Origin of the sequence: Paraburkholderia sp. BR14312, from assembly GCF_040948675.1 — a bacterium.
Taxonomy (GTDB): domain Bacteria; phylum Pseudomonadota; class Gammaproteobacteria; order Burkholderiales; family Burkholderiaceae; genus Paraburkholderia; species Paraburkholderia nodosa_A.
This window is the reverse complement of sequence record NZ_JBFPKI010000012.1, coordinates 234,307-246,732: the sequence shown is the minus strand read 5'-3', so window position 1 is coordinate 246,732 and position 12,426 is coordinate 234,307. Positions and strand designations below refer to the sequence as shown.

Below are 12,426 nucleotides of genomic sequence, written 5' to 3'. Positions count from 1 at the left end.
TTTTGTACGTCCGGCGCGGCGCCTCCATATGCCGCCGCGCTCAGACGTTCCGAAGCAGCTCCAGCACCCGCTTCACGTCCGGGTCGGCAAGGTCGCCTTCTGGTTCCTTGCGCGCGAGCAGCAAGTCCATCAGGTCGTTATCGCTCAGCTCGAGCAGGCGCGTGAGAGCGCCCACGTCGGCGTCGCTGAGTTCATGCTCATAGCGCTCGAAAAACCGCTCAAAAATCAGATCGTTTTCGAGCAGGCCGCGCCGCGCGCGCCAGCGAAGGCGCGCGCGACGATGGGGGTCAGACTGGTGCGATTCCATTTCAGAACAACAACATCAAACCGCGCGGCGGAACATCAGTTCCTTGATCTTGCCGATCGCCTTCGTCGGGTTCAGGCCCTTCGGGCAAACGTCGACGCAGTTCATGATCGTATGGCAGCGGAACAGACGGTACGGGTCCTCGAGGTTGTCGAGGCGCTCGCCGGTCGCTTCGTCGCGGCTGTCCGCGATGAAGCGGTAAGCCTGCAGCAGACCTGCCGGGCCGACGAACTTGTCCGGGTTCCACCAGAAGCTCGGGCACGAAGTCGAGCAGCTTGCGCACAGAATACACTCGTACAGGCCATCGAGTTCGTCACGCTGCTCAGGCGACTGCAGACGCTCCTTCTCGGGCGGCGGCGTGTCGTTGATCAGGTACGGCTTGATCGAGTGGTACTGGTTGAAGAACTGCGTGAAGTCGCAGATCAGGTCGCGCACGACGGGCAGGCCCGGCAGCGGACGCAGCACGATCTTCGCCGGCAGGTCGTTCAGGTTCGTGAGGCACGCGAGACCGTTCTTGCCGTTGATGTTCATGGCGTCCGAACCGCACACGCCTTCACGGCACGAACGGCGGAACGACAGCGTCTCGTCCAGTTCCTTGAGCTTGACCAGCGCGTCGAGCAGCATGCGCTCGTGCGTGATTTCCAGCTCGTACGTTTGCATGCGCGGCGCCGCGTCCTTGTCCGGGTCGTAGCGATAGACTTCAAAAATGCGTTTGGCCATTTCCAATTCCTTTTGACTGGCGTGTGCCTTAGAACGTACGCGCCTTCGGCGGCACGGACTCGACGGTCAGCGGTTGCATGTGGACCGGCTTGTAATCGAGTCGGTCGCCTTCGCTGAACCAGAGCGTATGGCGCAGCCAGTTTTCGTCGTCGCGGTGTTCGAAGTCGCTCTGTGCGTGTGCACCACGGCTTTCCTTACGGGCTTCAGCCGAAACCATCGTTGCGCGTGCAACTTCGATAAGGTTCGCCACTTCGAGCGCTTCCACGCGCGCCGTGTTGAACACCTTCGACTTGTCCTTCAGGTGAATGTGCTTCGCGCGCTCAGCGATCTCCGCGATGTCCTTCACGCCGTCTGCCAGCAGCTTCGACGTGCGGAACACGCCTGCGTGCTTCTGCATCGAGCCGCGGATGTCGTTCGCGACGCTTTGCGCGTACTCGCCCGAGGTCGACTTGTCGAGCTCGGCAAGGCGCGAGAGCGCGAAGTCGGCGGCGTCGGCCGGCAGCGGCTTGTGGTCCTTGAGCTCCTTGACGTGCTTGACGATGTGGTTGCCAGCCGCACGGCCGAACACCACGAGGTCGAGCAGCGAGTTCGTGCCGAGACGGTTTGCGCCGTGCACCGAGACGCACGAGCATTCGCCCACGGCGTAGAAGCCGTTGACGACTTCTTCGTGACCCTTGGGCGTGCCAACGACCTGGCCGTTGATGTTCGTCGGAATGCCGCCCATCTGGTAGTGGATGGTCGGCACGACCGGGATCGGCTCCTTGATACAGTCCACGTTCGCGAACTTGAGCGCGATTTCGCGGATCGACGGCAGACGCTTCATGATCGTCTCGGCGCCGATGTGCGAAAGGTCGAGCAGCACGTGGTCCTTGTGCGGACCCACGCCGCGGCCTTCCTTGATTTCCTGGTCCATCGAACGCGAAACGAAGTCGCGCGGCGCCAGGTCCTTCAGGGTCGGCGCGTAACGCTCCATGAAGCGCTCGCCGTTCGAGTTACGCAGAATGCCGCCTTCGCCGCGCACGCCTTCCGTGATCAGCACGCCCGCGCCGGCCACGCCGGTCGGGTGGAACTGCCAGAACTCCATGTCCTGCAGCGCGATGCCCGAACGGGCCGCCATGCCGAGGCCGTCACCGGTATTGATGAACGCGTTGGTCGATGCCGCGAAGATCCGGCCCGCGCCGCCCGTGGCGAACAGCGTGGTCTTGCCTTCGAGGATGTAGACGTCGCCCGTTTCCATTTCGAGCGCGGTCACGCCGAGCACGTCGCCGTCGGCGTCGCGGATCAGGTCGAGCGCCATCCATTCGACGAAGAACGTGGTCTTCGCCGCGACGTTCTGCTGGTACAGCGTGTGCAGCAGCGCGTGGCCGGTACGGTCAGCAGCAGCACAGGCGCGCTGAACCGGCTTCTCGCCGTAGTTGGCCGTGTGGCCGCCGAACGGGCGCTGGTAGATCGTGCCGTCGGCGTTACGGTCGAACGGCATGCCCATGTGTTCGAGCTCGTACACGGCGTTCGGCGCTTCACGGCACATGAACTCGATCGCGTCCTGGTCGCCGAGCCAGTCGGAACCCTTGATCGTGTCGTAGAAGTGGTAGTGCCAGTTGTCTTCGCTCATGTTGCCGAGCGAGGCGCCGATGCCGCCCTGTGCCGCCACCGTGTGCGAGCGCGTGGGGAATACCTTCGAGAGCACACAAACCGACAGGCCAGCGCGCGCGAGTTGCAGCGAAGCGCGCATCCCCGAGCCGCCAGCACCGACGATGACCACGTCGAACTTGCGACGCGGCAATGAATTCTTGATTGCAGCCATTCTTTTACACTCTCCAGAGAATCTGAGCGGCGTAGCCGAGGCTGCCCAGCAGCCATGCGATCGTGAGGACGTCCAGCGTGATGCGCAGGCCGACCGGCTTGATGTAGTCCATCCAGATGTCACGCACACCGACCCACGCGTGCAGGAACAGCGCGATCAGGGTGACGAACGTCGCGAGCTTCATCCACTGCGCGGCGAAGATCGAGGCCCAGCCGTCATACGAGAAGTCGTGCGCGCCGAAGAACAGCACGAGCAGCACGATCGTGTAGATCGCCATGATCACGGCGGTGGCGCGTTGCGCGATCCAGTCGCGAATGCCGTAGTGAGCGCCGACGACAAGGCGCTTCGGACCGATACCGTTATTAGCCGACATTTTTTAGAACGCTCCGAAGAGTTTTGCCGCAAAGGCGATCGTGAGGACCGTGGAGATGATCACGACGACGAGGGAGGTCGACTTGCCTTTTTCCTTGCTCACGAGGCCATGGTTGAAGTCCATGCACAGGTGACGCACGCCAGCGCAGAAGTGAAACAGGAACGCCCACCCGAGGACCAGCACGATGAGCTTGACGATGATATTGGAGAGGAAGCCCTTGAATACCTCGAAGCTAAGCTCCGAAGTGAGGCTCTGGTCCAACAGGAACAAGATGAAAGGCAGGAACAGGAACAACAACGCACCGCTGACGCGGTGGCCGATCGACACACGACCGGCCAGAGGCAGGCGGTATGCGAACAATATCTGCCCAAGCCCGATGTTCCGGTATTCCGGCCTCGGTTTTTTTGCGGCTTCTGCCATGCTAGACCCCTACTATGTGTTAACACTAATTCGCAATTTTAGCGCCTTTTCATATCGCGCTGCAGCGAAATCCACGTCGGGTACGGCTGGTGGTGCGCGCAAGCAAAGGCACTCTGGGGAAGGCTCCGCGCCTTTTGCGCGGTCGCCCGTCAACTCAAATCGTTCTGATAGTAGTACCCGGTTGTGACATACCATCCGCGGCGCACCTCGACCGGCCGGTCTCCATAGGTATAGGACACGCGCTCGACCGACAGCAAAGGAAAACCTGCGGGCACCTTGAGAAGATCGGCCACCGAGGGCTCCGCGGCCACGGCGCGGATCTTCTCGGTTGCACGAATCATGCGCGTGCCGAATTCCGCTTCGAACATGGCGTAGAGCGGGCCTTTGTACTCGGCGAGGCGCTCGCTCGTGAGCCCGCGGAACACCCCGCCGGGCAGCCAGATTTCGTCGAGCACGGTGCTCTCGCCGTCGAACTGCAAGAGACGACGGATCAGCACCACCGGGTCCGAGGGCTTGAGGTCGAGCTGCCGCGCGATCTCGGCCGAAGCGCGCAGGCGCCGGCACTCGAGCAGCTTGCTCACGTGCGGGTGCTCCGCGCCGTCATCGGCGAGTAATCTAAGAAAGCGAAACTGGGCGCGCTCTTCGTTGTGCGTTGCAACAAACGTGCCCTTGCCCTGGCGGCGCACCAGCAGATTGTCGGCAGCCAGCTCGTCGATCGCCTTGCGCACGGTCCCCTGGCTCACCTTGTAACGGGCGGCCAGTTCGACTTCGCTGGGGATGATTTCGCCGGGCTTCCATTCGCCGGACTCGAGGCTCTGGGTAATGAGCCCCTTGATCTGCTGGTACAGCGGACTGAAGGTCGGGGACGGCGGAACCGCGGGCGCAGACGCTTGAGCCCCGCTCTCGGGAGCGGTGGAATTCGCGTTGCTGGCCGGGTTTGCACTCATGGCGCGCATTTCAACATAAAGCCCCCTACGCATCAAGCATTTTGCCTGCAATAGTTATGTCTTATATAAGACATAAGATACTGTTGACTTTGACCCTGACGACTCCTACACTCCCGATCGAGCAAGGGTTTGCGGGCGGCCTGCATGCTAATTTCAGGACATGAAAACGGCATGACGAAGAGGCGCCGCCGGCTGCATCCACCTCGTGGCGAATGCGCCGCGAGCCGCCTTGCACGATGCTGTTCCCTCACGCAGTAAACGCAGTAAAGGTTTCGATCCGCCCAGCCGGCACGCGTGAGTCGTTGCGCGCCGCGCGTCTGTGGTAGAGCCCGAGCGAGCTGTTGCAGGAGTCGGCACACGCGAAGCGGCCAGCGTCTGGTGTCCCTCGAAGGGCGCCCCGTTCACCTCTTGCCATGTTGCACATGGTTACCGGCACGGCGGTCCGTGCCGGCGGCGCACGCTTCACGGCTTGTCGGTCATGGTCGTTCCAGTGAAGCGCGCACGCCGGCGATCAAGACCGCCTGTTTCACCTACGCTTCGTGTATCGCGCATATAGAATGGCGTTTTACCCTGGCGTCTAACGCATCTTCCTGGAGATTTTCAATGGCTAAGCCCGCAAAGCGCGTTGCCGTCACCGGCGCCGCAGGTCAGATCGCTTACTCCCTGCTGTTCCGCATTGCGAATGGCGACCTGCTCGGCAAGGATCAGCCCGTCATCCTGCAACTGCTCGACCTGCCGCAAGCGCAAGCCGCCGTCAAGGGCGTCGTGATGGAACTGGACGACTGCGCATTCCCGCTGCTCGCGGGCGTGGTCATCACCGACGACCCGAAGGTCGCGTTCAAGGACGCCGACGTCGCCCTGCTGGTTGGCGCACGTCCGCGCTCGAAGGGCATGGAGCGTAAGGACCTGCTCTCGGCCAACGCCGAAATCTTCACGGTTCAGGGCAAGGCGCTGAACGACGTCGCCAGCCGCGACGTGAAGGTGCTGGTCGTCGGCAACCCGGCCAACACGAACGCCTACATCGCCATGAAGTCGGCTCCGGACCTGCCGAAGAAGAACTTCACCGCCATGCTGCGTCTGGACCACAACCGCGCGCTCTCGCAACTGGCCGCCAAGTCGGGCAAGCCGGTCGCTTCGATCGAGAAGCTCGCCGTGTGGGGCAACCACTCGCCGACGATGTACCCCGACTTCCGTGTCGCAACGGCGGAAGGCCAGTCGCTGACCAAGCTGATCAACGACGACGAATGGAACCGCAACACGTTCATCCCGACGGTCGGCAAGCGCGGCGCGGCGATCATCGAAGCGCGCGGCCTCTCGTCGGCAGCTTCGGCCGCCAACGCTGCAATCGACCACGTGCGTGACTGGGTCCTCGGCACGAACGGCAAGTGGGTCACGATGGGTATCCCGTCGGACGGCTCGTACGGCATCCCCGAAGACATCATCTACGGCGTGCCGGTGACCTGCGAAAACGGCGAATACAAGCGCGTGGAAGGCCTCGAAATCGACGCGTTCTCGCGCGAGAAGATGGACGGCACGCTGGCTGAGCTGCTCGAAGAGCGCGAAGGCGTCGCTCACCTGCTCGGCAAGTAAGCCGGCTGGACGAACGGAACGCGCGTTTGACGCCCGTTCCGTTCTGCTTTATGGGCACGCGGGGCAGCCTCCGCGGCCCGCCTCGACCCGATCCGCATGCGCCTTGCCGGCAGGGCGCATGCGAATCCGGTATCTCCTACAAAACTCGACTCCCGACGCCGAAGATGCGCGCCATTCTGCCAGCCGAAGTGCTGTTTGACGGCGAAGCGCCGCCCGCCATCCTGCCCGCATGCGACCACTACGCGGGCAGTGAGAAGCTGATGCTCAAATCGCTCGCGCTGCAGCAGCAGTTGGGCCCGGTATTCGACATCACGCTCGATTGCGAAGACGGCGCGCAGGTCGGCCGCGAAGCCGAACACGCCGAACTCGTGGCGTCGTTCATCGGCGGCGAACACGACCGCTTCGGCCGCATCGGCGTGCGCATCCACGATTTCCATCACCCCCACTGGCGCGACGACGTGCGCATGATCCTGCGCGCCGCGAAGCGCGCGCCGGCCTTCATCACCCTGCCGAAGATCCGCGCCGTGGGCGACGCCGCCGAAATGACGGCGTTCATCGAGGCCACGCGCGTCGAGATGGGGATCGACAAGCCCATTCCCGTTCAATTGCTGGTCGAAACGCATGGCGCACTCGCGCGCGTGTTCGACCTCGCCGCGCTGCGCGGCGTCGAGTCGCTGAGCTTCGGGCTGATGGACTTCGTCTCCGCGCACGACGGCGCGATTCCCGACACGGCGATGCGCTCGCCCGGCCAGTTCGACCACCCGCTCGTGCGCCGCGCGAAGCTCGAAATCGCAGCCGCGTGCCACGCGTTCGGCCGCGTGCCCTCGCACAACGTCAGTACGGAAGTGCGCGACATGGACGTGGTGGCGAACGACGCGCACCGCGCACGCAACGAGTTCGGCTACACGCGCATGTGGAGCATTCACCCGGCGCAGATTCCCGCAATCGTGGCCGCTTTCGCGCCGCGCGACGAAGAAATCGCGCTGGCAGCCGAAATCCTGCTGGCCGCCCAACATACACAATGGGGTCCGACGCGCCACGGCGACACGCTGCACGACCGCGCGAGCTATCGCTATTACTGGTCGGTGCTGCGGCGCGCGCGCGCCACGGGCCGCGCCGTGCCGGCCGAAGCGGCGCCGCTGTTCGCGAGCGGGGAGCCGACGCGGGAGTCGGCCTGAATGCGCGCCGGGAAGGCGCAGAAAACGTTTTCAACCTACTGCGCCAAGGCAAACAGGCGCATCGCGCGCCACCTGGCGCAGCGACGGCAGTCACGGACAGTTACAGGCAGTTACTTGCGAACCACGGCGCAAACAACACCGGGCCGGAGAAATTGAAGTTCATGGCGATAAATAGGTGAAAATAGCGTCCGCTGCGCGCTTTCGGGGCGCGCGCAGTGCAAACGGCGGTTGCCTGTTCAACCGCGCACTGATCAACCGCTTTTAGATAGATAAAGGTTTGACACTCATGAAGAAACTGCTGATCGCCGCTGTCATCGGCACGCTGTCCTCGACGCTGATGCTGGCTGCCACCGACGCCGCCGCACAAGGCACGTCGACCACGACCGCCAAGAAGCCGGCTCCGAAGCATCGCATCATCAAGCGCAAGGCCAACCCGGCCAAGGAAGCGAAGATGGATCCGGTCCCGGAAGGCTCGGAGCACTGGAGCTGCGCTGAAGGCGCACAATTCGACCTGAAGGGCGACATGGCGCGTGACCAGATCGTCACCGTTCACTGGGCGAACAAGAACTACAACCTGCCGCGTCAGGTCACGACCACGGGCGCCGACCGCTTCCACGACGCCGCTACCGGCCTCGATCTCGTCGTGATCCCGACGAAGGCCATGCTGTTCTCGGACAAGGACAGCTCGCGTCTGGCCGACGAGTGCAAGACTGTTGCAATGCAGCAAGGCGCAATGGCGCCGACCCAGGCTCAAGCGCTGAACCCGGCTAACCGCGCTCCGGCAGCCGCCAGCGGCGCCGCGGGCCAGTAAGGACCGCAGGATCGCCTCGATGTCCGCCCTGATCTCCAACGTCAGGCCGCAGCCGGACCAGGTACTGGTCGATATCGTCGACTACGTGCTGGGCGGGTTTGCCAAAGACGGGGTTGACAGCGCGCTCGCGCTGACGACGGCCCGGCATTGCCTGATCGATACCCTCGGCTGCGGACTCGAGGCGCTCTCCTACCCCGCCTGCACCAAGTTGCTGGGACCGATCGTGCCGGGCACGATCGTCCCGCACGGTGCGAAAGTGCCGGGCACGCCATTCCAGCTCGATCCGGTTCAGGCCGCGTTCAACATCGGCGCGATGATCCGCTGGCTCGACTTCAACGACACCTGGCTCGCCGCCGAATGGGGCCATCCGTCAGACAACCTGGGCGGCATCCTCGCGACCGCCGACTGGCTCTCGCGCACCGCCGTCGCCCACGGCAAGCCACCACTCACCATGAAGCACGTGCTCGAAGGCATGGTGAAGGCGCACGAGATCCAGGGCTGCATTGCGCTGGAAAACTCGTTCAACCAGGTCGGTCTCGACCATGTGCTACTGGTGAAGCTCGCCTCGACCGCCGTGGTCGGACAAATGCTCGGGCTCACGCGCGACGAGCTGATCAACGCCGTTTCGCTCGCGATGGTCGACGGCCAGTCGCTGCGCACCTACCGCCACGCGCCCAATACGGGCTCGCGCAAGTCGTGGGCCGCAGGCGACGCCACCTCGCGCGCCGTGCGCCTCGCGCTCATGGCGAAAACGGGCGAGATGGGTTATCCCTCGGCGCTCACGGCAAAAACGTGGGGCTTCTACGACGTCTCGTTCAAGGGACAGCCGTTCAGGTTTCAGCGCCCCTACGGCACGTATGTCATGGAAAACGTGCTGTTCAAGATTTCGTTCCCCGCCGAATTCCACGCGCAGACCGCTGCCGAAGCCGCGATGACGCTGCACGGCGTGCTGGCGCAACGCGGCAAGACGGCTGGGGACATCAAGCGCATCACCATCCGCACGCATGAAGCGGCCATCCGCATCATCGACAAGAGCGGCCCGCTTGCCAACCCGGCCGATCGCGACCACTGTATCCAGTACATGGTCGCCGTGCCGCTGATCTTCGGCCGCCTCACCGCCTCCGACTACGAAGACGACGTCGCGAGCGACCCGCGCATCGACGCGCTGCGCGCGAAGACGGTATGCGTGGAAGACCCGCAATTTACGAAGGATTATCACGATCCGGACAAGCGCTCGATCGCGAATGCGCTCACCATAGAGCTCATCGACGGCACGACGCTCGACGAGGTCGTAGTCGAGTACCCGATCGGCCACAAGCGGCGCCGCGAAGAAGGCATTCCGCTGCTGATCGAGAAGTTTCGAATCAACCTCGCGCGCCGCTTCCCCGCGAAGCAGCAGCAGGCGATTCTCGATGTCTCGCTCGACGAGGCGCGGCTTTGCGCCCTGCCCGTCAACGAGTACGTCGACATGTATGTGATCTGAGCAATCAGGCAGGTATCAGTGACAGCAGCAAACGAGCAGTAAGCGTTATTTCCGCGATTAAACGAAGGAAAACACTATGGCCCACAATCTCCACAAAACGCTAAAAGAATTCGACAGCGGTTCCGGCAAAGGCAAGTTCTACTCGCTGCCGCAACTCGGCAAGCAGCTTGGCGTGAAGATCAATCGTCTGCCGGTCTCGATTCGTCTGGTGCTCGAGTCTGTGCTGCGTAACTACGACGGCAAGAAGATCGCGGAAGAGCACATCGAGCAACTCGCGAACTGGAAGCCGAACGCCACGCGCGTCGACGAGATCCCGTTCGTGGTCGCCCGCGTCGTGTTGCAGGACTTCACCGGCGTGCCGCTGCTCGCCGACATCGCCGCCATGCGCGGCGTGGCCAAGCAGGTCGGAAAGGACCCGAAGGTCATCGAGCCGCTCGTGCCGGTGGATCTCGTCGTCGACCACTCGGTCCAGATCGACTACTTCCGCCAGAAAGACGCGCTCGACCTGAACATGAAACTGGAATTCCAGCGCAACAACGAGCGCTACCAGTTCATGAAGTGGGGCATGCAGGCGTTCGACACGTTCAAGGTCGTGCCGCCGGGCATCGGCATCGTCCACCAGGTGAACCTGGAATACCTCGCGCGCGGCGTGCACAAGAAGGCTGAAGGCGGCGATACCGTCTACTACCCGGACACGCTCGTCGGCACCGACAGCCACACCACGATGATCAACGGCATCGGCGTGGTGGGCTGGGGCGTGGGCGGCATCGAAGCGGAAGCCGGCATGCTCGGCCAGCCGGTGTACTTCCTCACGCCTGACGTGGTGGGCGTCGAGCTCAAGGGCAAGCTGCGTGAAGGCTGCACGGCAACCGACCTCGTGCTGACCATCACCGAAATGCTGCGCAAGGAGAAGGTCGTCGGCAAGTTCGTCGAGTTCTTCGGCGAAGGCACGGCGTCGATCGGCGTGCCCGACCGCGCGACGATCGGCAACATGGCGCCGGAATACGGCGCGACGATGGGCTTCTTCCCCGTCGACGAAAAGACGATCGACTACTTCAAGGGCACGGGCCGCACGCAAGCCGAAATCGAGGCGTTCGCGAACTACTTCAAGGCGCAGGACCTCTTCGGCGTGCCGAAGGCCGGCGACATCGACTACACGAAGACGCTCGTCCTCGACCTCGGCACGGTCGCACCGTCGCTGGCCGGTCCGAAGCGCCCGCAAGACCGCATCGAAATCGGCAACGTGAAGTCGACCTTCACGGACCTGTTCTCGAAGCCGGTCGCGGAAAACGGCTTCAACAAGAAGGCCGCCGACCTCTCCGCCGAATACGCGGCGGGCGACAAGGTCAAGCTGCACAACGGCGACGTGCTGATCGCCGCGATCACGTCGTGTACGAACACGTCGAACCCGAGCGTGCTGCTGGCCGCCGGTCTGCTCGCGAAGAAGGCCGTGGAAGCGGGCCTGACGGTCGCGCCGCACATCAAGACGTCGCTCGCGCCGGGATCGCGCATCGTCACCGAATACCTGACGAAAACGGGCCTGCTGCCGTACCTCTCGAAGCTCGGCTTCGAACTCGCGGCATACGGCTGCACGACCTGTATCGGCAACGCCGGCGACCTGACGCCCGAACTGAACGAATCGATCGTCAAGAACGACGTCGTCGCGGCTGCGGTGCTCTCGGGCAACCGTAACTTCGAAGCGCGTATCCACCCGAATATCCGCGCGAACTTCCTGGCCTCGCCGCCGCTGGTGGTCGCATACGCGATCGCGGGCAACATCACGCGCGACCTGATGACCGAACCGGTGGGCAAGGGCAACGGCGGCCGTGACATCTACCTCGGCGACATCTGGCCGACGAGCGACGAAGTCAACGCGCTGCTCAAGTTCGCGCTCGATCCGGACGCGTTCCAGAAGAACTACAGCCAGCTCACGAAGAAGGGCGACCTGTGGAGCAAGATCGAAGGCGAAGAAGGTCAGGTCTACGACTGGCCGAAGTCGACCTACATCGCCGAGCCGCCGTTCTTCGGCAGCGATTTTTCGATGACGCCGTCCTCGGGCGTGCCCGAAATCAAGGGCGCGCGCGCACTGGGCATCTTCGGTGACTCGGTCACGACCGACCACATCAGCCCGGCTGGCTCGATCAAGGAAGACTCGCCCGCAGGCAAGTGGCTGAAGGAAAACGGCGTGCAGAAGGCCGACTTCAACAGCTACGGCTCGCGCCGCGGCAACCACGACGTGATGATGCGCGGCACCTTCGCGAACGTGCGTATCAAGAACCTGATGATCCCGGCGAAGGCCGACGGCACGCGCGTGGAAGGCGGCCTGACGATCCATCAGCCGAGCGGCGAACAGCTCTCGATCTATGACGCAGCGATGAAGTACATCGACGCCGGCACGCCGACCATGGTGTTCGCAGGCGAAGAGTACGGTACCGGTTCGTCGCGTGACTGGGCAGCCAAGGGCACGCAGCTGCTGGGCGTGAAGGCCGTGGTCGCACGCAGCTTCGAGCGTATCCACCGCTCGAACCTCGTTGGCATGGGCGTTCTGCCGCTGCAGTTCAAGGGTTCGGACAGCGTTCAGTCGCTCGGCCTGACCGGCGAAGAAACGTTCGACATCGAAGGCCTGACGGACGACTTCAAGCCGCAACAGGACCTGACGCTCGTGATCCACCACAAGGACGGCAAGGACCAGCGCGTGCAGGTGCTGCTGCGCATCGACACGCCGATCGAAGTCGACTACTACAAGCACGGCGGTATTCTGCCGTTCGTGCTGCGCTCGCTGCTCGCGGCGTAAGT

11 protein-coding genes are annotated in these 12,426 nt (G+C 63.4%); 5 read left to right on the top strand and 6 right to left on the bottom strand.

The window, feature by feature from the left end:
- Nucleotides 1-40 precede the first annotated feature (40 nt).
- From AB3X98_RS30765 to AB3X98_RS30740, 6 genes are all read right to left on the bottom strand, one after another.
- Entirely contained in the window at nucleotides 41-307 is a 267-nt protein-coding gene (locus tag AB3X98_RS30765; RefSeq protein WP_028202905.1) for a succinate dehydrogenase assembly factor 2, read from the bottom strand.
- Between the two features lie 15 nt (nucleotides 308-322).
- Complete coding sequence (locus AB3X98_RS30760) at nucleotides 323-1,024, bottom strand: succinate dehydrogenase iron-sulfur subunit (RefSeq protein WP_183606462.1); 702 nt, start codon at nucleotides 1,022-1,024, stop codon at nucleotides 323-325.
- Nucleotides 1,025-1,052: 28 nt separating this feature from the next.
- Nucleotides 1,053-2,828 (bottom strand): succinate dehydrogenase flavoprotein subunit, encoded by a 1,776-nt coding sequence (gene sdhA, locus AB3X98_RS30755; RefSeq protein WP_069261395.1) that lies wholly within the window; start codon nucleotides 2,826-2,828, stop codon nucleotides 1,053-1,055.
- A gap of 4 nt (nucleotides 2,829-2,832) precedes the next feature.
- Nucleotides 2,833-3,201, bottom strand: a complete 369-nt coding sequence (sdhD, locus tag AB3X98_RS30750; RefSeq protein WP_042273220.1) for a succinate dehydrogenase, hydrophobic membrane anchor protein — start codon at nucleotides 3,199-3,201, stop codon at nucleotides 2,833-2,835.
- A 3-nt stretch (nucleotides 3,202-3,204) separates the two neighbouring features.
- Entirely contained in the window at nucleotides 3,205-3,621 is a 417-nt protein-coding gene (gene sdhC, locus AB3X98_RS30745) for a succinate dehydrogenase, cytochrome b556 subunit (RefSeq protein ID WP_069261396.1), read from the bottom strand.
- Between the two features lie 149 nt (nucleotides 3,622-3,770).
- Nucleotides 3,771-4,568: a GntR family transcriptional regulator gene (locus AB3X98_RS30740; RefSeq protein WP_342946963.1), complete on the bottom strand. Its 798-nt coding sequence runs from the start codon at nucleotides 4,566-4,568 to the stop codon at nucleotides 3,771-3,773.
- 603 nt (nucleotides 4,569-5,171) lie between these two features.
- Here AB3X98_RS30740 and AB3X98_RS30735 point away from each other — a divergent pair.
- From AB3X98_RS30735 to acnA, 5 genes are all read left to right on the top strand, one after another.
- The gene (locus AB3X98_RS30735; protein ID WP_069261397.1) at nucleotides 5,172-6,158 is read left to right on the top strand and encodes a malate dehydrogenase; all 987 of its coding nucleotides are present in this window, start codon (nucleotides 5,172-5,174) and stop codon (nucleotides 6,156-6,158) included.
- Nucleotides 6,159-6,322: 164 nt separating this feature from the next.
- Nucleotides 6,323-7,336 carry a CoA ester lyase gene (locus AB3X98_RS30730; protein ID WP_368605161.1) on the top strand — a complete coding sequence of 338 codons (1,014 nt, stop codon included), beginning with the start codon at nucleotides 6,323-6,325 and terminating at the stop codon, nucleotides 7,334-7,336.
- 286 nt (nucleotides 7,337-7,622) lie between these two features.
- Nucleotides 7,623-8,147 carry a hypothetical protein gene (locus AB3X98_RS30725; protein WP_069261399.1) on the top strand — a complete coding sequence of 175 codons (525 nt, stop codon included), beginning with the start codon at nucleotides 7,623-7,625 and terminating at the stop codon, nucleotides 8,145-8,147.
- Nucleotides 8,148-8,166: 19 nt separating this feature from the next.
- Nucleotides 8,167-9,630, top strand: coding sequence for a bifunctional 2-methylcitrate dehydratase/aconitate hydratase (locus AB3X98_RS30720; RefSeq protein ID WP_368605160.1), 1,464 nt, complete (start codon nucleotides 8,167-8,169; stop codon nucleotides 9,628-9,630).
- A gap of 76 nt (nucleotides 9,631-9,706) precedes the next feature.
- A complete protein-coding gene (gene acnA, locus AB3X98_RS30715; RefSeq protein WP_069261401.1) occupies nucleotides 9,707-12,424 on the top strand; it encodes an aconitate hydratase AcnA in 2,718 nt (905 codons plus the stop codon).
- Nucleotides 12,425-12,426 lie beyond the last annotated feature (2 nt).